At 61.5% G+C, this 20,384-nt stretch carries 22 protein-coding genes; 4 read left to right on the top strand and 18 right to left on the bottom strand.

Annotation, left to right across the window (positions count from 1 at the left end; all coding sequences use genetic code 11):
* Positions 1–13 precede the first annotated feature (13 nt).
* From M2360_RS14830 to sdhC, 16 genes are all read right to left on the bottom strand, one after another.
* The gene (locus tag M2360_RS14830) at positions 14–766 is read right to left on the bottom strand and encodes an SDR family oxidoreductase (protein WP_280776019.1); all 753 of its coding nucleotides are present in this window, start codon (positions 764–766) and stop codon (positions 14–16) included.
* Complete coding sequence (locus M2360_RS14825; RefSeq protein ID WP_280776018.1) at positions 763–1,260, bottom strand: hypothetical protein; 498 nt, start codon at positions 1,258–1,260, stop codon at positions 763–765. Before M2360_RS14825 ends, M2360_RS14830 begins: the two co-directional genes overlap by 4 nt.
* Before the next feature lies 1 nt (position 1,261).
* Positions 1,262–1,903 carry a LysE family transporter gene (locus M2360_RS14820; RefSeq protein ID WP_280776016.1) on the bottom strand — a complete coding sequence of 214 codons (642 nt, stop codon included), beginning with the start codon at positions 1,901–1,903 and terminating at the stop codon, positions 1,262–1,264.
* Between the two features lie 16 nt (positions 1,904–1,919).
* Positions 1,920–2,327, bottom strand: coding sequence for an MAPEG family protein (locus M2360_RS14815; protein ID WP_280776015.1), 408 nt, complete (start codon positions 2,325–2,327; stop codon positions 1,920–1,922).
* A 59-nt stretch (positions 2,328–2,386) separates the two neighbouring features.
* A complete protein-coding gene (gene odhB, locus M2360_RS14810; protein ID WP_280776014.1) occupies positions 2,387–3,601 on the bottom strand; it encodes a 2-oxoglutarate dehydrogenase complex dihydrolipoyllysine-residue succinyltransferase in 1,215 nt (404 codons plus the stop codon).
* A 67-nt stretch (positions 3,602–3,668) separates the two neighbouring features.
* Complete coding sequence (locus M2360_RS14805; protein WP_280776013.1) at positions 3,669–6,659, bottom strand: 2-oxoglutarate dehydrogenase E1 component; 2,991 nt, start codon at positions 6,657–6,659, stop codon at positions 3,669–3,671.
* Positions 6,660–6,759: 100 nt separating this feature from the next.
* A complete protein-coding gene (gene sucD, locus M2360_RS14800) occupies positions 6,760–7,662 on the bottom strand; it encodes a succinate--CoA ligase subunit alpha (RefSeq protein ID WP_137157076.1) in 903 nt (300 codons plus the stop codon).
* A gap of 19 nt (positions 7,663–7,681) precedes the next feature.
* The gene (gene sucC / locus M2360_RS14795) at positions 7,682–8,875 is read right to left on the bottom strand and encodes an ADP-forming succinate--CoA ligase subunit beta (RefSeq protein ID WP_280776011.1); all 1,194 of its coding nucleotides are present in this window, start codon (positions 8,873–8,875) and stop codon (positions 7,682–7,684) included.
* Positions 8,876–8,899: 24 nt separating this feature from the next.
* On the bottom strand, positions 8,900–9,862 hold the full coding sequence (mdh, locus tag M2360_RS14790) for a malate dehydrogenase (protein WP_280776010.1): 963 nt from the start codon (positions 9,860–9,862) through the stop codon (positions 8,900–8,902).
* A gap of 189 nt (positions 9,863–10,051) precedes the next feature.
* The gene (gene zapE, locus M2360_RS14785; protein WP_280776009.1) at positions 10,052–11,200 is read right to left on the bottom strand and encodes a cell division protein ZapE; all 1,149 of its coding nucleotides are present in this window, start codon (positions 11,198–11,200) and stop codon (positions 10,052–10,054) included.
* 13 nt (positions 11,201–11,213) lie between these two features.
* Positions 11,214–11,723, bottom strand: a complete 510-nt coding sequence (locus M2360_RS14780; RefSeq protein ID WP_280776201.1) for a protease inhibitor Inh/omp19 family protein — start codon at positions 11,721–11,723, stop codon at positions 11,214–11,216.
* A gap of 243 nt (positions 11,724–11,966) precedes the next feature.
* Positions 11,967–12,746 carry a succinate dehydrogenase iron-sulfur subunit gene (locus M2360_RS14775; RefSeq protein WP_280776008.1) on the bottom strand — a complete coding sequence of 260 codons (780 nt, stop codon included), beginning with the start codon at positions 12,744–12,746 and terminating at the stop codon, positions 11,967–11,969.
* Positions 12,747–12,761: 15 nt separating this feature from the next.
* The gene (locus M2360_RS14770; RefSeq protein ID WP_280776007.1) at positions 12,762–13,052 is read right to left on the bottom strand and encodes a CPCC family cysteine-rich protein; all 291 of its coding nucleotides are present in this window, start codon (positions 13,050–13,052) and stop codon (positions 12,762–12,764) included.
* Positions 13,053–13,055: 3 nt separating this feature from the next.
* A complete protein-coding gene (gene sdhA / locus M2360_RS14765) occupies positions 13,056–14,882 on the bottom strand; it encodes a succinate dehydrogenase flavoprotein subunit (RefSeq protein ID WP_280776005.1) in 1,827 nt (608 codons plus the stop codon).
* A 5-nt stretch (positions 14,883–14,887) separates the two neighbouring features.
* Complete coding sequence (gene sdhD / locus M2360_RS14760; RefSeq protein WP_280776002.1) at positions 14,888–15,268, bottom strand: succinate dehydrogenase, hydrophobic membrane anchor protein; 381 nt, start codon at positions 15,266–15,268, stop codon at positions 14,888–14,890.
* 14 nt (positions 15,269–15,282) lie between these two features.
* Positions 15,283–15,675, bottom strand: coding sequence for a succinate dehydrogenase, cytochrome b556 subunit (gene sdhC, locus M2360_RS14755; RefSeq protein WP_280776000.1), 393 nt, complete (start codon positions 15,673–15,675; stop codon positions 15,283–15,285).
* Positions 15,676–15,991: 316 nt separating this feature from the next.
* Between sdhC and M2360_RS14750 the strand changes: the two genes are divergently transcribed.
* Positions 15,992–16,309, top strand: coding sequence for a hypothetical protein (locus tag M2360_RS14750; RefSeq protein ID WP_280775999.1), 318 nt, complete (start codon positions 15,992–15,994; stop codon positions 16,307–16,309).
* A 21-nt stretch (positions 16,310–16,330) separates the two neighbouring features.
* Here M2360_RS14750 and hisC read toward each other — a convergent pair whose 3' ends face one another.
* Together hisC and M2360_RS14740 are read right to left on the bottom strand one after the other, a co-directional pair.
* Positions 16,331–17,392, bottom strand: a complete 1,062-nt coding sequence (gene hisC, locus M2360_RS14745) for a histidinol-phosphate transaminase (protein ID WP_280775998.1) — start codon at positions 17,390–17,392, stop codon at positions 16,331–16,333.
* A 3-nt stretch (positions 17,393–17,395) separates the two neighbouring features.
* Positions 17,396–18,304, bottom strand: coding sequence for a farnesyl diphosphate synthase (locus tag M2360_RS14740; protein WP_280775996.1), 909 nt, complete (start codon positions 18,302–18,304; stop codon positions 17,396–17,398).
* Positions 18,305–18,540: 236 nt separating this feature from the next.
* Between M2360_RS14740 and mtgA the strand changes: the two genes are divergently transcribed.
* The 3 genes from mtgA (at position 18,541) to rpmF (ending at position 20,273) form a co-directional block, all read left to right on the top strand.
* A complete protein-coding gene (gene mtgA, locus M2360_RS14735) occupies positions 18,541–19,215 on the top strand; it encodes a monofunctional biosynthetic peptidoglycan transglycosylase (RefSeq protein WP_280775995.1) in 675 nt (224 codons plus the stop codon).
* Positions 19,216–19,280: 65 nt separating this feature from the next.
* Entirely contained in the window at positions 19,281–19,928 is a 648-nt protein-coding gene (locus tag M2360_RS14730; protein WP_280775994.1) for a glutathione S-transferase family protein, read from the top strand.
* Between the two features lie 159 nt (positions 19,929–20,087).
* The gene (gene rpmF / locus M2360_RS14725; protein ID WP_137157063.1) at positions 20,088–20,273 is read left to right on the top strand and encodes a 50S ribosomal protein L32; all 186 of its coding nucleotides are present in this window, start codon (positions 20,088–20,090) and stop codon (positions 20,271–20,273) included.
* The last annotated feature ends 111 nt before the right edge of the window (positions 20,274–20,384 follow it).

Raw genomic sequence — 20,384 nt, 5'->3', positions numbered from 1 at the left:
TTCTATGGGGCGGTCAGCGGCCGCCGCTGACATTCAGCATGGCGCCCGTGACATAGGACGCCTGTTCGGACAAAAGATAGAGCGCGGCGTCCGCCACTTCATCGGCGGTGCCGGCGCGCTGCATGGGAATAACAGAGGCCATCTGCGCGGCGCGATCGGGCAACCCGCCAGAGGCGTGGATGTCCGTGTCGATGACGCCGGGCCGGATGGCGTTGACGCGGATGCCCTCGGTCGCGACTTCGCGCGCGAGTCCGAGCGTGAACGTGTCGATCGCGGCCTTGGAGGCGGCGTAATCGACATATTGACCGGCGCTGCCGAGAATGGCCGCCATGGAGGATATGTTGACGATCGAGCCTCCGCGACCGCCATGCGCCGTCGACATCCGCTTGACCGCTTCGCTTGCGCAGCGGATCTTGCCGATGACATTGATCGCAAACATTCGGTCGAGCCGGGCGCGGCTGTAATCGACCACGTTCTGCGGGATATCCACGACGCCGGCATTGTTGACCAGACCGTCGAGCCGGCCGAAGTCGCGATCCACCGCCGAAAAGATCGCGACGACGCCCTCTTCCGTTGAAGTGTCGCCCTTCACGATCCGCGCCTCGCCGCCTTGCGCCTCGATCTCGTCGGCGAGTGAGCGCGCCGCCGTTTCATTGCTGGCGTAATTGATCATCACCGCCCAGCCCTGGGCTGCAGCCTTGCGGCAGATGGCGGCGCCGATGCCGCGGCTACCGCCGGTAACGAGGAGAACGGGTTTTTCGCTCATGCGCCGCATCCCTTGAGGGTGAAGACGTCCCAGGGCGCAACCCTGTCCTTGTCATTGTCCCAGGCGGAAGATTGCACAAGCGCCGGCCCGAAACCGGACAGCAAGATTTCTCCTGCCGCCGGCTGGCCCGGCGTTGGCAAGAGGTTCAGACGGCCAGCCGCTTCGCCATAGATCACGCCTTCCCAGACGGTGCATTTGGCCAAGTCTTCACCGGTCACGTCGCCCTCGGGGCATTGGTTGAACACCATGCCGCTTGAGCGCATCACCGGCTCTGTGGCCATCACATAGCCATTGAGCGCGGGGCGCTTGCCAGGGCGGGTGATTTCGAAACGATGCGTGGCCGACGCCGCCTGACTGTCGACGGGAAGAAACCGGAGCTCATAAATCTTGTCGGCGTCGGAATAGATGGCGTTCTCCTGAGAACATGCGCCTGAAGACGCCAGCGCAGGCCCAGCGCACAGGAAAGCGGAAACTACGGCGAGCGCCCCGCGCATCTCACCCTGCCTTCTCGGTGGCGAGCTTCACCCCAAAGCCGATGAAGACGACGCCGCTCGCGCGGTTGATCCATTTGCTCATCCGACCGAAGGCGGCGCGCATCGCTGGCGTCGTCATGAAATAGGAGACGCCAACGAACCAGGCGATCAGGCAGGAGGCCATGACCAATCCGTAGCCGAACTTCACCAAGGACGGCGTGTCATGATGAACGACGGCAGAGAACACTGACAGGAAGAAAAACACCGGCTTGGGATTAAGCGCATTGGCCATGAAACCAAGGCCGAAGGCTTTGACAGCGGATTGCCCGCGAACCTCGCCGCCAGCGGCGGACGGACCCGGACCAATCTCGCTTGCGCCCGCTCTCAGCGACTGCACGCCGATATAGATGAGATAAGCGACGCCGCACCATTTGATAATGTTGAACAGCAGGATCGACTGGGAAATCACCAACCCGAGGCCGAGGATCGTATAGGTCACGTGAAACATCAGCGACACGCCGATGCCGAAACTGGTGACGATTGCGGCGCTGCGCCCATGCATGACCGACTGACGGATGACCATGGCGAGATCGGCGCCCGGCGAAACGATCGCGAAGGAGAAAATCGCCATCAGCGACAGGAGTTCGATGAGATAATGCGACATTCTCAGGCGTCTCCGATTAGAACAGCAGCGCGATCGCCATGCAGCCGAGCCCGGCCATGGACACAACCCAGGCCATCGAGCGAATATAGGATACGCCGAATAGATAGAGCGGGATATAGACCAGGCGCCCGGCAAACCAGACAAGAGCCCCGATCTGGCCGAGCCCCGATTGCGGCTCTGCGACGGCTAGCGCCAGAGCAAGACCAAGAAAGGCCGGAAAGGTTTCCTGGAAATTGCGCGATGCGCGTTCGGCGCGGCCTGCGAATACGCCCTTCGGAGATTTGTTGTCATCGCGCGGGCTGGCGTTCCATTGCGATCCGAGTTCCCGCGTGGCGAGATTTCCCTGGAGCATGATATGGAAAACCAGAAGCACGACGCTGAACGCGACGAGCGCCGGGAAGGACACGAAAGTCAGGTTTTCCATGCGGGCTGTCTCCGAAGAGCGGCCGGGCGCGCGGTAAACCCGCGCCCGGCGACATCAGATTAAAGGTCGAGAACCAGACGTTCCGGATCTTCCAGGCTTTCCTTGACGCGCACCAGGAAGGTGACGGCTTCCTTGCCGTCGACAATGCGGTGGTCGTAGGACAGCGCGAGATACATCATCGGGCGGATGACGACCTGGCCGCCGATCGCCATCGGACGCTCCTGGATCTTGTGCATGCCGAGAATGCCCGACTGCGGCGCGTTCAGGATCGGCGAGGACATCAGCGAACCGTAAACGCCGCCGTTCGAGATGGTGAAGGTGCCGCCCTGCATATCGGCCATCGACAACTGGCCATCGCGGGCCGCCTTGCCAAGCCGGCCGATATCCTTCTCGATCTCGGCGATCGACATCTGGTCGGCGTCGCGCACCACCGGCACAACCAAGCCCTTGTCCGTGCCGACGGCGACGCCGACATGGCAGTAGTTCTTATAGACGATGTCGGTCCCGTCGATCTCGGCGTTGACGGCCGGGATTTCCTTGAGCGCATGCGTCACGGCCTTGGTGAAGAAGCCCATGAAGCCCAGCTTCACGCCATGCTTCTTCTCGAAGATGTCCTTGTATTTGTTGCGCAGACTCATCACCGCAGTCATGTCCACCTCGTTATAGGTGGTCAGCATGGCGGCGTTGTTCTGGGCGTCCTTGAGGCGCTTGGCGATGGTCTGGCGAAGACGGGTCATCTTGACGCGCTCTTCGCGAACCTGGTCATTGGCCGAGGACGGCGCGCGGGCGGCGACCGGAACCGGAGTCGGCGCGGCGGCGGCGGGCTTGGCGATCGCCGCCAGCACGTCTTCCTTCAGCACCTGACCGCGCTTGCCGGAGCCATCGACGGAGCCTGCGGCGACATTGTTGTCGGCCATCAGCTTGGCGGCGGCCGGAGCTGGCGGCATGCTGGAGGCGGGCGCTGCGACGACCGGTGTTGCGGCCGGAACAGGAGCAGCGGCCGGAGCAGCGGTCGCGACGGGCGCCGCTGCGCCGGCGCCAGCCGCGATCTGGCCGAGCAATCCACCCGGGGCGACAGTTTCACCCGCCTGCGCCGTGATTTCCGACAGAACGCCGGCAGCCGGGGCCGGCACTTCCACCGTCACCTTGTCGGTTTCGAGCTCACAGAGGATTTCATCGGCGGCGACGGCGTCGCCGACCTTCTTGAACCAGGTGCCGATTGTGGCTTCGCTGACGGATTCGCCGAGTGTCGGGACGCGGATTTCAGTGGCCATGTCGTTTTTCCGTTTATGTGATCGTCAAGGATCGAATGTCGTGTGGGCGCGAGGCGGAAGCTTGATATCAGCTTCCGAGCGCGTCTTCGAGGAAGGCGGCAAGCTGGGCGAGATGCTTGGACATCAGGCCCGTCGCCGGAGAGGCTGCGGCCGGACGACCGGTATAGCGCACGCGCTGATACTTGGCGTCGATATGGGCCAGCACCCATTCCAGATAGGGGTCGATGAACGCCCAGGCGCCCATATTCTTCGGCTCTTCCTGGCACCAGACCATTTCGGCGTGACGGAAGCGCGAAAGTTCGTTGATCAGCGCCTTGGCCGGGAACGGATAGAGCTGCTCGACGCGCAGGAGATAGATGTCGTCGATGCCGCGCTTTTCGCGCTCTTCCAGAAGGTCGAAATAGACCTTGCCGGTGCACATCACCACGCGGCGGATCTTGGCGTCCTTCTGCAGCTTGATCGGGCCGTCCTTGATGACCTCGGCGTCGTCCCAGAGAAGGCGATGGAAGGAGCTTTCACCCGCCATTTCCGACAGCGACGACACGGCGCGCTTGTGGCGCAGCAGTGACTTCGGCGTCATCAGAATCAGCGGCTTGCGGAAGTCGCGCTTCATCTGACGGCGCAGGATGTGGAAATAGTTAGCCGGCGTGGTAACGTTGGCGACCTGCATATTGTCTTCGGCGCAGAGCTGGAGGAAGCGCTCGAGACGGGCCGACGAATGCTCCGGACCCTGACCTTCATAGCCATGCGGCAGAAGGCAGACCAGACCGGACATGCGCAGCCACTTGCGTTCGCCTGAGGAGATGAACTGGTCGAACACCACCTGGGCGCCATTGGCGAAGTCGCCGAACTGCGCTTCCCACAAGGTCAGCGCATTCGGACGGGCCAGTGAATAGCCGTATTCGAAGCCGAGAACAGCCTCTTCCGACAGCATAGAGTTGATCACTTCATACTTGGCCTGGCTCGGCGACAGGTTAGCGAGCGGAATATAGCGCTCTTCCGACTCCTGATCGTAGAGCACGGTATGGCGCTGCGAGAAGGTGCCGCGCTCGCAATCTTGACCGGAAAGCCGGATTTTGTGACCGTCGAGGCAAAGCGAACCGAAGGCCAGCGCTTCGCCCATCGCCCAGTCGATCCCCTCGCCCGTCTCGATCATCGTCGCGCGATTGTCCATGAAGCGCTGGATGGTCTTGTGCGCCTTGAAACCGTCCGGAACGGTCGACAGCTTCTTGCCGATTTCCTTGAGCGACTTCATCGGCACGGCGGTCTTGCCGCGACGCTGCTCATCCGCATTGTCGGCGGTGCGCAAACCGGACCAGAGACCATCGAGCCAATCGGCCTTGTTCGGCTTGTAGGCCTGGCCGGCTTCAAATTCCTGCTCAAGATGGGCGCGCCAGTCGGCCCGCATCTTCTCAAGTTCGCCCTGGGTGATCAGTCCCTCAGCGATCAGACGATCGGCATAGACCTGCACGACAGTCTTGTGGCCGCGAATGACCTTGTACATCTTCGGCTGGGTGAAGGACGGCTCGTCGCCTTCGTTATGGCCGAAGCGACGATAGCAGAACATGTCGATGACAACAGGCTTGTGGAACTTCATCCGGAATTCGGTCGCCACCTTGGCGGCATAAACCACGGCTTCCGGATCGTCGCCATTGACGTGGAAGATCGGCGCTTCAATCATCTTGGCGACGTCGGACGGATAGGGCGACGAGCGCGAAAAGGCCGGATTGGTGGTAAACCCGATCTGGTTGTTGATGATGAAATGCATGGTGCCGGCGACGCGGTGGCCGCGCAGACCGGAGAGGCCGAGGATTTCGGCGATGACGCCCTGGCCGGCGAAAGCCGCGTCGCCATGCAGCAGCAGCGGCAGAACCTGCGCGCGCTCCTTGAGCGGTATGATGTCGCCATCCCAGGTCTGGGCCAGCTGGTCCTGCTTGGCGCGGGCCTTGCCCATCACTACAGGGTCGACGATTTCCAGATGCGACGGATTGGCGGTCAACGAAAGGTGGACCTTGTTGCCGTCGAATTCGCGATCGGAGGAGGCGCCGAGATGGTATTTGACGTCGCCCGAGCCTTCCACGTCGTCAGGCGCATAGGAGCCGCCCTTGAATTCGTGGAACACGGCGCGATGCGGCTTGTGCATCACATTGGTCAGCACGTTCAGACGGCCGCGATGAGCCATTCCGAGCACGACTTCCTTGAGGCCGATCTGGCCGCCACGCTTGATGATCTGCTCAAGCGCCGGGATCAGCGATTCGCCGCCATCAAGTCCGAAGCGCTTGGTGCCCTTGTACTTGACGTCGATGAACTGCTCGAAACCCTCGGCTTCGATCAGCTTGGACAGGATGGCCTTTTTGCCTGTTGGCGTGAAGTCGAAGCCCTTGTCGGGCCCTTCGATGCGCTCCTGGATCCAGGACTTGGCCTCGGGATCGGAGATATGCATGAATTCAACGCCGAGCGTCGAGCAATAGGTGCGCTCAAGGATATCGATCATCTGGCGCACGGTCGCGTATTCGAGGCCGAGCACATTGTCGATAAAGATCTTGCGATCCATATCCTCGGGGCCGAAGCCGTAATTGGACGGCGACAACTCGTTGAAGTCTTCGACAGGGGCGGCGATGCCGAGCGGATCAAGCTTGGCGTGCAGATGGCCGCGCATGCGATAGGCGCGAATCATCATGATGGCGCGGACCGAATCACGGGCGGCGCGCTCGATATCGATGGGGTTCGCCGGAGCTGCGCCCGGGGTCGCGGCGGCCTTCGCCTCGATCTTCTTGGTCACGGCCTTCTCGACCGCCGGCCAGTCGCCGTCGAGCGCGTTGACCAGGTCGCCATTGGCGCTCAGCGGCCAGTTTTTCTTCTGCCAGGACGCGCCCTTGGCGGCCTTGGAAACATCGCCCGGATTATCCTGAAGCGCGCGGAAGAATTCCTGCCATTCGGGCGTCACCGAATCAGGGTTTTCCTGGTAGCGGGCGTAGAGCTGCTCGATATAGTGGGCGTTGGCGCCGTCCAGAAAGGATGTCGCCAGGAAATTCTGATTGGCCTCTTGCCTTGCCATGTTTCCAATGCGGAGCGGACTCCGCCTCCTGATATTTCGTCGGGGCCGGCTCACCGGCCCGGTTTGCAAAGGCGGAGGATTGACCTCCGCCTTCTTGTCATCAGCCCTTGAGCACTTCGACCAAGGTTTTTCCAAGGCGCGCCGGCGAAGGCGACACCTTGATGCCGGCCGCTTCCATCGCGGCGATCTTGGATTCTGCGTCGCCCTTGCCGCCGGAAACCACGGCGCCGGCATGGCCCATGGTGCGGCCCTTCGGCGCAGTGCGGCCCGCGATGAAGCCGGCCATCGGCTTCTTGCGGCCCTTCTTGGCTTCGTCGATCAGGAACTGCGCGGCGTCTTCTTCGGCGGAGCCGCCGATTTCGCCGATCATGATGATCGAGGTCGTCGCGTCGTCGGCGAGGAACATTTCCAGCACGTCGATGAATTCGGTGCCCTTGACCGGGTCGCCGCCGATGCCGACGGCGGTCGTCTGGCCGAGACCTTCGTTCGAGGTCTGGAACACCGCTTCATAGGTCAGCGTTCCCGAGCGCGACACGATGCCGACCGAACCCTTGCGGAAGATCGAGCCCGGCATGATGCCGATCTTGCATTCTTCCGGCGTCAGGATGCCCGGGCAGTTGGGGCCGAGCAGACGCGACTTGGATTTGTCGAGCTTGGCCTTGACCCGCACCATGTCCATGACCGGGATGCCCTCGGTGATGCAGGTGATGAACGGGATTTCGGCGTCGATCGCTTCGATGATCGCGTCCGCGGCGCCAGCCGGGGGGACATAGATCACGGTCGCATCGGCGCCGGTCTTGTCGCGGCCTTCGGCGACGGAGGCGAAGATCGGCAAGCTTTCGCCCTTGGAGCCGGTCCAGGTTTCGCCGCCCTTCTTGGGATGAATGCCGCCGACCATCTGCGTGCCGTAATAGGCAAGCGCCTGTTCGGTGTGGAAGGTGCCGGTCTTGCCGGTCAGGCCCTGAACCAGGACCTTGGTGTTCTTGTTGACGAGAATCGACATAGTGTTCCGGTCCTTCCGATTAGCCGTTGATCGCCGCGACGATCTTCTTGGCGGCGTCGTCCAGATCGTCGGCAGCGGTGATCGCCAGGCCCGATTCGTTCAGGATCTTCTTGCCAAGCTCGACATTGGTGCCTTCGAGACGCACAACGAGCGGAACCTTGAGGCCCACTTCCTGCACGGCCGCGACGACGCCTTCGGCGATGACGTCGCACTTCATGATGCCGCCGAAGATGTTGACGAGGATGCCCTCGACCTTGGGGTCAGCGGTAATGATCTTGAAGGCCGCCGCCACCTTCTCCTTGCCGGCGCCGCCGCCGACGTCGCAGAAGTTCGCCGGCTCCTTGCCGTAGAGCTTGATGATGTCCATGGTCGCCATGGCGAGACCAGCGCCGTTGACCATGCAGCCGATATTGCCGTCGAGAGCGACGTAAGCGAGATCCCACTTCGACGCTTCGATTTCCTTGGCGTCTTCCTCGGTCTCGTCGCGCAGCGCCTTGACGTCATCATGGCGGAACAGCGCATTGCCGTCGAAGGACACCTTGGCGTCGAGAACGCGTAGATGGCCATCGGTCATGACGATCAGCGGGTTGATCTCGAGCAGCGACATGTCCTTCTCACTGAAGGCCTTGTAGAGGATCGGCAACAGCGACTTGGCGTCTTCGGCGGCTGCGCCGTCGAGTTCGAGCGCGGAAACGATCTTGGCGATGTCGTCGGCGGTGACGCCGGTTTCCGGATCGATAGCGATCGTGTGGATCTTCTCGGGCGTGTCATGGGCGACCGCCTCGATATCCATGCCGCCTTCGGTGGAGACGACGAAGGCCACGCGGCCGACCGAACGGTCGACGAGCAGTGAGCAATAGAGTTCGCGGGCGATGTCGGCGCCGTCTTCGATATAGAGACGGTTGACCTGCTTGCCGGCTTCGCCCGTCTGGGCGGTCACCAGCGTGTTGCCGAGCATGTCCTTGGCGTGGGAAACGGCTTCCTCGATCGATTTGGCGAGGCGAACGCCGCCCTTGGCGTCGGGGCCGAGTTCCTTGAACTTGCCCTTGCCGCGGCCGCCAGCATGGATCTGGCTCTTGACCACGTAAAGCGGGCCGGGAAGCTGCTTGGCGGCGGCTTCGGCCTCGTCGGCCGAATGGATCGCCACGCCCTGAGCGACCGGCGCGCCAAAACCCTTCAGTAGGGCTTTTGCCTGATATTCATGAATGTTCATTGGGAAATCCTGTCAGGAAACGGATTATTTCAGCGACGGAGCGATGTTGACGCAGGCTTCGCAGAGGCTGGCGACGGCGCTGACCGACTTGTCGAAGGCGGCCTGTTCGGCGCCGTTCAACTCGATCTCGATGATGCGCTCGATGCCGCCCTGGCCGATGATGGTGGGGACGCCGACATACATGTCCTTCACGCCATACTGGCCGTTGAGATAGGCGGCGCAGGGCAGGACGCGCTTCTTGTCCTTGAGGTAGGACTCCGCCATCATGATGGCCGAAGCAGCCGGAGCGTAGAAGGCCGAACCGGTCTTGAGCAGGCCGACGATCTCGGCGCCGCCGTCACGGGTGCGCTGGATGATTTCTTCGAGGCGTTCCTTGGAGACCCAGCCCATGCTGACGAGGTCGGGAAGCGGAATGCCGCCGACAGTGGAGTAACGGGCGAGCGGCACCATCGTGTCGCCATGGCCGCCAAGCACGAAGCCGGTCACGTCTTCGACCGAGACGTTGAATTCCTGAGCCAGGAAGTAGCGGAAGCGGGCGGAATCGAGCACGCCAGCCATGCCGACCACCATGTTCTTCGGCAGGCCGGAGAACTTCTGCAGCGCCCAAACCATGGCGTCGAGCGGATTGGTGATGCAGATCACGAAAGCGTTCGGGGCATACTTCTTGATGCCGGCGCCGACCTGTTCCATGACCTTGAGGTTGATGCCGAGAAGATCGTCGCGGCTCATGCCCGGCTTGCGCGGCACGCCGGCGGTGACGATGCAGACATCGGCGCCTTCGATGGCGGAATAGTCGCTCGCGCCGGAGTAATGCGCGTCGAAGCCGTCCACCGGCGAGGACTCGGCAATGTCGAGACCCTTGCCCTGCGGAATGCCGTCGGCAATGTCAAACAGCACGACGTCGCCGAGCTCTTTCATGCCCGCGAGATGCGCCAGCGTGCCGCCGATCATGCCAGAACCGATGAGTGCGATTTTCTTACGCGCCATGGGAAATCTTTCCTTCAGGTTGTTGGACGCAGGGCGCTTCGCAATCAGGGCCCTGGATGGCGCATCGGAGTAAACCCAAAAGGTTAAAATATCAACACATTATTTTGACACAAGCAAATTCAATCGGTTAGAACTATATTTTCTTACGTAAACGTCAAAGTTTGTCTTATGTCTGAAATCAAAAAGCGCTTAGTGTTCGCACGCGTCTAAATAATCGCGGCTGCGCATCTCAAACAGACGGGACACGGTGCGGTCGAATTCGAATCCGACCGTACCACGTCTGACTGGCAGAAGCTCTTCAGGCATGACTGCGGCTGAAGCGACAAGCCGAACATGGTTGTCGTAGAGCGTATCGACCAGATTGATGAAGCGCTTGGCCTCATTCTGTTTTTCGACGGTAAGCACAGGAATCCGTTCGACGAACACCGTCTTGTAGCGCTCGACGATCGCCAGATAATCGGCCGCGCCGAGCGGCGCCTCGCAGAGATTGGCGAAACTGAACCGCGCGGCCTCGCCCGCCGCTTGCGGCACGTGGATCTCCCGACCCGGCCGCTCGATGGCCTCCGGCCTGCACCTGGCGCCATCCGTCATCGTCCGCCATGCGGATTCGATGCGGGCGTCGGTCTCGTCGCCAAACGGCGTCAGCCAGACTGGCATGCTGCGATTCTTCTCCATACGGTAATCAGTCGGCGTATCCAGCGAAACGATATCAACATAGCGCTTGAGAAGCTCGACGAAGGGCATGAAGAGTTGACGGTTCAGCCCGTCCTTGTAGAGATTGTCCGGCTCGACATTCGAGGTCGCCACCAGCACGCAACCGCGGGCGAAAAGTTCGGTGAACAGCCGTGAAAGGATCATCGCGTCGGCGATATCGGTGACGGTGAATTCGTCAAAGCAGAACAGGATTGCTTCCTTGGCGATCGCTTCAGCGACCGGCGGCACCGGGTCCGCCTGCTTGGTTTCGCCCCGCTTCAGCTTTTGCCGGTGCTCGTGAATACGTGCATGCGCATCCGCCATGAATTCATGGAAATGGGCGCGGCGCTTCCGCTCGATCGGCGCAAGCGAAAACATCAGGTCCATCATCATGGTTTTGCCGCGGCCGACGCTGCCATGCACATAGAGACCCCGCACGGGGTCCTGAGAGCGGCGCTTGGACGCAAACAGCCAGCCGAGCGCCGAACTCTTGGCGGCCGGCTTCTGCGATTTCAGCGCTTCGAGAATGCCGTCCATGCGGCGGGCGATAACGAGCTGCTGCGCGTCACGGGTGATCTCACCGGCGGCAGCCATCGCCTCCAGACGTTCGGCGACGCTGGCGGTGTAATCCGGAGGCGCTTTCATCGATCAAGAAACCTCAGCGGCTCAGGCTGACCGGCTGGCCAGAACTCAGCGATCCGTCATAGCGGTTTTCAGCCGACTTATAGAGGGTGGCGATCGTGTTTCCGGTGCGATCGCGCAGCATGACCTGCTTGCCGGAGACTTCCCAGGATCCCATTGCGGCGAGCGGGCCGACGCAGCCGCGTGTGCCGCCGCGCGATCCAGAGCCGAGATTGGTCAAAGTCAGGAACATGTCGCAACCAGCCCCGGCGGCGTTGACCTTCCAGCCGCCGACCATGGCGTCCTTCTTGATATCCATCGCGGTGGCGGGCGCAGCGGCGCCGGCGGGGTTGGCGGACGCCATCTGCTGTCCCTGCAAAGCGGGATCAACCGTCGGCTTCTCCGGGAATTGCGACGTGTCTGTCGTCGGGTCCGGCAACTGTCCGGACTGGACCTGGCCAATCGGCTGGGCCTCCAGAGGTTGCGGGCGGACGCCGGTGTCGATGTCGTCCATCCTGTCGCTTGCGCAACCGGCAAGCAGCGCCATGGAAACCATCATGCCGACGACGGGTGTAATTCGCATCCCAGACTCCTAGAAACCGTCTTGTATGACCATGCGTGAAATGTGGCGGAATTACCGTAGGACGTCATGGTTAATCAAGCGCTAAGGTCGTGGGGCGAAAATTTTTCCCTGCTTGCGCGCCTTTGCCGCCAAACTGCCGAAAACACCGGAAGTTCCATTCATGACCTGTAAAAAGCGCCGGGCGAAGCCCGGCGTTTCTGAGCGCCGTCAGCTGCGACGCTCAACCATCATCTTCTTGATTTCGGCGATCGCCTTGGCCGGGTTCAGCCCCTTCGGGCAGGCCTGGGCGCAATTCATGATCGTGTGGCAGCGATAGAGACGGAACGGATCCTCAAGATCGTCAAGCCGCTCGCCCTTGGCCTCGTCGCGAGAGTCGATCAACCAGCGATAGGCCTGCAGCAGAACAGCCGGACCAAGATAGCGGTCGCCGTTCCACCAGTAGCTCGGACAGGACGTCGAGCAGCAGGCGCAGAGAATGCACTCGTAGAGACCGTCGAGCTTCTGACGGTCGTCATGGCTCTGCTTCCATTCCTTGGCCGGCGTCGGCGACACCGTCTTCAGCCAGGGCTCGATGGAGCGGTGCTGAGCGTAGAAGTTGCTCAGATCCGGCACCAGATCCTTCACCACCGGCATATGCGGCAGCGGATAGATCTTCACCGTCCCCTTGATGTCGTCCGTGCCCTTGGTGCAGGCCAGCGTGTTGGTTCCGTCGATATTCATCGCACAGGAGCCGCAAATCCCTTCGCGACAGGAGCGGCGGAAGGTCAGCGTCGGGTCGATCTTGTTCTTGATGTAGAGCAGCGCATCGAGGACCATCGGGCCGCAATCGTCGATATCGACATAATAAGTGTCGACCGACGGATTCTTGCCGTCATCGGGAGACCAACGATAGACGCGATATTCACGAACATTCTTGGCTCCAGCCGGCTTCGGCCAGACCTTGCCTTCCGTCATCTGCGAATTCTTGGGGAGAGCGAGTTCAACCATTTTTCTTGTCCGTTCCTATGGCAACTTTCGCAGCCGGGCTATCCGCGCCGGATCTGAAAAACCATGCGTACGATAATTCGCTCGGGCTTGAAGAAGGCTTACTTTATTGGCGCCGCCTGCGAGATCGGGTTTCGCTTCCTGCACCGGATCGTCTTCCCAACCGCAAGCGCCGCAAATTTCATAGCCTCCTGCCTCCGCAAACGAGTAGCGTTCACAACAGGGGCAGGCGAACAGACCGTTCTTGCCTTGTCGAGCGGTTTCCGTTTCGACGGCGAGTTCAAAATACTGTTCGCCTGTGATCTTCATCGATTAGTACACGCGCGCCTTGGGCGCGATCTTGGCGAGATCGATGCCCTCGGCGATCAGGTCGGTATGCACCGGCCGGTAGTCGAGCTTGACATCGCCAGCCTCGCTGAGCCAGGCCAGCGTGTGCTTGCGCCAGTTGACGTCGTCGCGGCTCGAGAAATCCTCGCGGGCATGGGCGCCGCGGCTTTCCTTGCGGGCTTCCGCGCCATAGACGGTTACAATGGCGTTGGCCATGAGGTTGTCGAGTTCGAGCGTTTCGACGAGATCCGAGTTCCAGATCAGCGAACGGTCGGTGACCTTGACGTCTGGCAGTTCCTTCCAGATTTCGCTCATGCGGCGGCAGCCGCTTTCGAGCGATTCCTGGGTGCGGAACACGGCGGCGTCTTCCTGCATGGCGCGCTGCATCTTTTCGCGCAACACGGCGGTCGGCGTCGAGCCGGACGCATAGCGCGTCTTGTCAAAGCGGGCCATGATCTTGTCGCAGGCCGCCTTGTTGACCGCCGGGATCGGCGAGGCGCGATCGATGACCTGGCCGGCGCGGATGGCGGCGGCGCGGCCGAACACCACGAGGTCGATCAGCGAGTTTGAGCCGAGACGATTGGCGCCATGCACCGAGGCGCAACCCGCTTCGCCCACGGCCATCAGGCCTGGCGCGATGCGTTCCGGATTGTCGCTGTCGGCGTTCAGCACTTCGCCCCAGTAATTGGTCGGCACGCCGCCCATATTGTAGTGGACGGTCGGCAGCACCGGGATCGGTTCGCGCGTCACGTCGACGCCAGCGAAGATTTTGGCCGATTCGGAGATGCCCGGCAGGCGTTCGCCGAGAACGGCTGGATCGAGGTGATCCAGATGCAGGAAGATGTGATCCTTGCCCTTGCCGACGCCGCGGCCTTCACGGATTTCCATCGTCATGCAGCGCGAGACGACGTCGCGCGACGCTAGATCCTTGGCGGTCGGGGCATAACGCTCCATGAAGCGCTCGCCTTCGGAATTGACGAGATAACCGCCTTCGCCGCGCGCGCCTTCGGTGATGAGGCAGCCAGCGCCGTAGATGCCGGTGGGATGGAACTGCACGAATTCCATGTCCTGCAGCGGCAGGCCGGCGCGGGCGATCATGCCGCCGCCGTCGCCGGTGCAGGTATGCGCCGAGGTGGCCGAGAAATAGGCGCGGCCATAACCGCCGGTCGCCAGCACCACCATCTTGGCGGCGAAGCGATGGATCGTGCCGTCGTCGAGGTTCCAGGCGACGACGCCGGTGCAGCGGCCGTCAGCTTCCATGATCAGGTCGAGCGCGAAATATTCGACGAAGAATTCGGCGTTGTGCTTGAGCGACTGACCATAGAGCGTATGCAGGATGGCGTGGCCGGTGCGGTCGGCGGCGGCGCAAGTGCGCTGCACCGGCGGGCCTTCGCCGTAATTCTGCATATGGCCGCCGAACGGACGCTGATAGATGCGGCCATCTTCGGTGCGCGAGAACGGCACGCCGTAATGCTCGAGCTCATAGACCGCCTTGGGGGCTTCCATGGCGAGATACTGCATGGCGTCGACGTCGCCGAGCCAGTCCGAACCCTTGACGGTGTCGAATAGGTGCCACTGCCAACTGTCCGGCGTCATGTTCTGCAGCGAAGCGGCGATGCCGCCCTGCGCTGCGACCGTATGCGAACGGGTCGGAAAGACCTTGGTGATGCAGGCGGTCTTGAAGCCCTGTTCGGCCATGCCAAGCGTCGCGCGGAGGCCCGCGCCGCCGGCGCCGACGACCACGACGTCATAGGCGTGGTCAACATATTCATAGGCCTTGCCGCCGAGTGCGGGAGAGGAAGATGCAGCCATTGTTTTTATCCTGCAAATCCGATCTTGAGCACGGCGAAAAGACAGAGACCGCCGACCAGGACCGTGAAAAAGGTGTTGAGCATCAGAAGCGCCATCTTGGCCACTTCGCCATGCACATAATCCTCAATGACCACCTGCATGCCCAAGCGCATGTGGGAGAGCGAGGAGATGATGAACAGGCCCATCAGCACCGCAACGACGGGATGAGCGAGTGAAGCCCGCAATTCCGCATAGGACGACGCAGAATGGGTGATGACGAAACCGACGAAGAACAAGACCAGCGGCACATTGGCCACGGCCGTCAGGCGCTGCGTCCAGAAATGTTCGGTTCCTTCCTTGGCGGAACCAAGACCGCGGACCTTGCCGAGAGGGGTGCGCATATCCATGATGTCAACTCCTTTCAGCGAACCGCATAGCCGACGATCCACAGCAGGACCGTGATAACCGGCGAGGCGATGAAGTGTGCGATGGCGAGACGGGTGGAGAAATGCTTCTCGAAACCGTGTCCGAGATCCCACATGATGTGCTTGAGGCCGCCGAGCAGGTGATGAACCAGCGCCAAGGTATAGCCGAACAGCACCAACTGGCCGATGATCGAGCCGAAGACCCACGACACCTGGTTGAAATATTCTTCACCGGACGCTGCGGCCACCAGCCACCAGGCGACCAGCAATGTTCCGAAGAACAGCGCGCCGCCGGTGATTCGGTGCGAGATCGACGCCATCATCGTTGGAATTAGTTTGTAGACCTGCAAATGCGGGGAGAGGGGACGGTTTTTCACCGTATTCGCCATGGAAACCTCCTGGGAGGGCAATCGAAATGCGCCGGAGCCGGGGCGCACAAGGGTTTGTGTTGCACATAGGCCTGTGTGCAATGCGTCAAAATCGTGTTTAGTCCCGTCATGACAACGCCGCAAGCCCTGCCAAAGGCCAATTTCCGTTTTAATCGATTATTGCTTTTTACGCGGATCGAACACTGCCGGATTAATATTAAGCCTTTGTCTCTGCGGACGAAGATTCACCCGCCTCAGCGTTGATTTCAGCAAGGCGACAATGTTAACCTTTCGTTAACCGGCGCGTTTCGCGCCGTCTTCCGAAAGGTTTGCTCTCGTGTTGCGTCCAATCTTTCTCGCCGCGGCCTTGGCCGCCATCTCCATCCCGAGTTTCGCCGGCAACCGCTCGGAGTTGCGCCATCGCGGAGATGTGCATCATCACAGCCGCGAATGGGGCGAATTCAACCGTTATTCGGGCGACGTCGACATCCTCTCCATTCCGGGCGTCGGATCCTGGTCGCGCGGTTCTGTCGGATCCGTGCGCTATATCGACGCCACGGATGTTCGGCCTGAACCGCTGATGATCGATGTGGACCTGCTGCCCGGCGGCAATGAATGCTCGATGGAAAACGGCGTCTGCGTCATCCGGCCCTGAGGCCGCCCGACGCAAGCGTCGTCAGGTTGCCAGCAGGCTATCTATCGCCTCGATCAGCCTGTCGCATTCCGCATCCGCGCCAATGCTGATACGCAGGAAATCGGAAATACGCGGCTTGGCGAAATGACGCACGAGCACGGCTTTTGACCGCAGGCCCGCAGCCAGACCAGCGCCATCATGATCGGGATGACGGGCGAAGACGAAATTGGCGGCGGAAGGCAGAATATCAAAGCCGCGAGCGGCGAGCGCTTCCGTCACTCTTTCGCGCGACGCGATCACCTTCAGCCGGGTTTCATTGAACCAGGCCTCGTCCTCGATCGCGGCTGTCGCGCCGACTTCCGCCAACCGGTCGATCGGATAGGAGTTGAACGAGTCCTTCACGCGCTCCAGCGCTTCGATCAGCGGCCGCTGGCCGATGGCGAAGCCGACGCGAAGGCCGGCCAGCGAGCGCGACTTGGACAGCGTGTGCACGACGAGGAGATTGGGATAGCGGCGGGTCAGACCAATGGCGCTGTCGGCGCCGAAATCCACATACGCCTCATCGATCACCACCGGCTGGTCGGGATGCGACCGGGCAAGAGCCTCGATCTCCTCGAGCGACAGAGCAATGCCCGTCGGAGCGTTGGGATTGGGAATGATAATCGCGCCACAGACCCGGTCGTAATCGGCGACGCGAATGCGAAACGCCTCGTCGAGCGGAACCTGAACCGTATCAATGCCGAACAATCCCGCATAGACCGGATAAAAGCTGTAGCTGATATCGGGGAAAAGCAGCGGCGCGTCATGCTTGAGCAACGCCTGAAACACATGCGCCAGCACTTCATCCGAACCGTTGCCGACAAACACTTCGTCGACCTCGACGCCATGCCGAGCCGCGATCGCCTGGCGAAGCATGAGCGAGGACGGATCGGGGTACAGCCGCATGCGGTCGTCGGCGGCTGCCTTTATGGCGGCGAGAGCCTTGGGCGAAGGACCATAGGGATTTTCATTGGTGTTGAGCTTGATGAGATTGGCGATGCGCGGCTGCTCGCCTGCGACATAGGGCTTGAGACCGGCGACCAGAGGCGACCAGAATTTGCTCATGACTTACTTTTCCCGCGTGGCGACATAGGTGGCGAGGCGCTTCAGCATATCTGCCCGCGCGCCATAGGGCGAAAGCGCGGCATGCGCCTCTTCGACGAGTGTTTTCAGCGTGGTTTCCGTCCAGTCGACGCCGTGAAGCGCCGGCAGCGTGCCCTTGCCGCGCGCGGCGTCCTTGCCGGCGGCCTTGCCGAGCGTAGCGCTGTCGGACACCAGATCCAGCACGTCGTCCCGAAGCTGAAAAGCCAGGCCGATTACGCGGCCGAAATGCGCCAGCCTGTCGATATCCTCAGTGGGCGCGCCAGACAGGACCGCGCCGGCCTCGCAGGCAAAACGAATGAGCGCGCCCGTCTTCATCGCCTGCAACTGGCGAATCTCATCCCCATTCAGCGTTTTGGTCTCGGCTTCGAGATCGAGCGCCTGGCCGCCAGCCATGCCGCCCGGGCCCGCCGCACGCGCCAGACGCAGCACCAGATCCATCTTGATGGTGGCGGAAAGAACAGTCTCGGGCGCAGCAAGGACGTCGAAAGCGTAGGTCAGCAGACTGTCGCCCGCCAGGATCGCTGCGGCTTCATCAAAAGCCTTGTGCACCGTCGGTTGGCCGCGGCGAAGATCGTCGTCGTCCATGGCGGGCAGATCGTCATGGATCAGTGAATAACAGTGGACGCATTCCAGCGCAGCGGCCACCCGCAGCGCCGCAAGTCGGTCGCCGTCAAATAGTCGCGCGCTCTCGATCACCAGCGCCGGACGCATGCGCTTGCCGCCGGCAAGAACGCCATGGCGCATGGCGGCGAACAGCCGCTCCGGCCGGGCGACTTCTCCCGGCAACGCCTCCGAAGACAGAAGCGCGCCCAGCAACGTCTCGACGTCGCGTGCGTGATCTTGAAGAGTGGTCAAGAAATGATCGTCCTGCATGCCGGCTCTTTCGCATGCCGGCGCGAGGCTTGCAACCGCGCAGTTGCCGGGGATGGCGCGACAAAGCGGCGCCATTGGTCTGGTCAGCCGCCGCTGCCCGGTTTATGTAGGCTTGGCGATGGGCAAGAAGGACGCGAACGATCTTGGACGCCATGACGGAGGCGAATGCGGCTGTGGACGCGGAGCTGGCGCCGCCAGTGACGCCGGCCCTTCTGGGCGATGGGAAAGAAAGGCCGATGCGAACTCATCTTCGAAAGGCTGGACTTGCGCTTCTCGGCCTCCTGCTTTTTCCCTATCTGCTGATCCTTTTCTACAAGATTGATCTGGTCAGACCGGTGTCGACGCTGATGCTGTGGGATCTTGCGAGCTTTCAGGGATATGACCGTCGCTGGATCGAATTCGAAGACATCGCGCCGGTGCTGGTGCAATCGGTGATGATGTCCGAGGATGGCCAGTATTGCAGCCATGCTGGCGTCGATTGGGTGCAGATGAACGGCGTCATCGATGACGCGCTCGCCGGTCAGCAGACCCGCGGCGCCTCGACCATACCCATGCAGACCGCCAAGAACCTGTTTCTGTGGAACGGACGCTCCTTCATCCGCAAGGGCCTGGAATTGCCTCTCGCGCTGGGTGCGGATTTCGTCTGGTCGAAGCGCCGGCTGATGGAGATCTATCTCAACATCGCCGAATGGGGTCCCGGCATCTACGGCGTCGAGGCGGCGGCCCAGCACCATTTCAAGACCTCCGCCAGCAAACTGTCGCGCCGGCAGGCGGCGCTGCTTGCCGTGGCGCTGCCCAATCCCATCACACGCAACGCCTCAAAGCCCGGTCGAGGCATGAAGCGCCTCGCCTCTCTCATCGAAAGACGCGCCAAGGGCTCGGGTGATTATATCAAATGCCTTTATGACTGATCCGTCTTGAATTCATTGGTTGCCTTAGCGCCAAACCGCTAATCTCGCTTCATTGGAGGACCATAATGGCTCAGCTCAAACTCTATGTCGGCAACAAGAATTATTCATCCTGGTCGCTGCGGCCCTGGCTCGCCATGAAGGCTGCCGGCATTGACTTCGAAGACGAGGTGATCCCCTTCGATTTTGCTGGAGGCAACCCTGCCATCAAGGCCGTGTCGGAGGTGGGGCGGGTGCCGCTTCTTGTTCATGGCGATTTCCGGCTTTGGGAATCGCTGGCGATCATCGACTATGTGGCCGAACTCTTCCCCGACAAACGCGTCTGGCCCGACGACATGCGCGACCGCGCCCTCGCCCGCGCCTATAGTCTCGAAATGGCGACCGGCTTCAGGGCGCTGCGCAACGCCTGTCCGATGAATCTCCGTCGGCCCCGCAAGGCGCTGCCGGTCGGTGACGATGTGCGCGCCGATGTCGCGCGCATCGAACGGATATGGTCGGACGCGCTCGGCAGGAGCGGCGGTCCCTTCTTGTTTGGCGAATTCAGCGCCGCAGACGCGATGTATGCGCCCGTCGTCAATCGCTTCGACGCCTATATGCTCACCGAAAAACCGCAATCGCGCGCCTATATGCAATCTGTCGCCGATCATCCCGCTTTTCAGGAATGGGCGGCGGGCGCAGCGGTTGAAACATGGATCGTGGCCGAGGACGAAGCCTGACCGAAAGAATCGGCCAGGTTGAGAAAAAATAACTGGGGGGACTGGTCAAAGGCCCTTCGCGCATGTATAAGCCCGCCAAATTTTCCGGAAAAGATCGCTGATGCGCGCAGCCTTCCTGGCTGAACGAAACGATGTCCGGGTGAGATTGGAGTTAAGAAAATGGCAGTTCCTAAGAGAAAAACCAGCCCGTCCCGCCGCGGTATGCGCCGTTCAGCTGACGGCCTGAAGGCGTCCACCTATGTGGAAGACAAGAACTCCGGCGAGCTTCGCCGCCCGCACCACATCGACCTGAAGACCGGCATGTATCGCGGTCGCCAGGTTCTGACGCCGAAGGAAAACGCCTGATTTCAGGCGCTCTTCCGCTAAAATTTCCAGGGGCCGGCGAAAGCTGGCCCTTTGCTTTTGTGATCGCGTCCGCCCGATTTTCCAGCGGCGGTCGACATGGTCGGTCGAAAT

Origin of the sequence: Rhizobium sp. SG_E_25_P2, assembly GCF_029892285.1 — a bacterium.
In the GTDB taxonomy this organism is placed as follows: domain Bacteria; phylum Pseudomonadota; class Alphaproteobacteria; order Rhizobiales; family Rhizobiaceae; genus Rhizobium_E.
The sequence above is the reverse complement of the archived record's forward strand: the minus strand, read 5'-3'. Positions and strand labels throughout refer to the sequence as shown.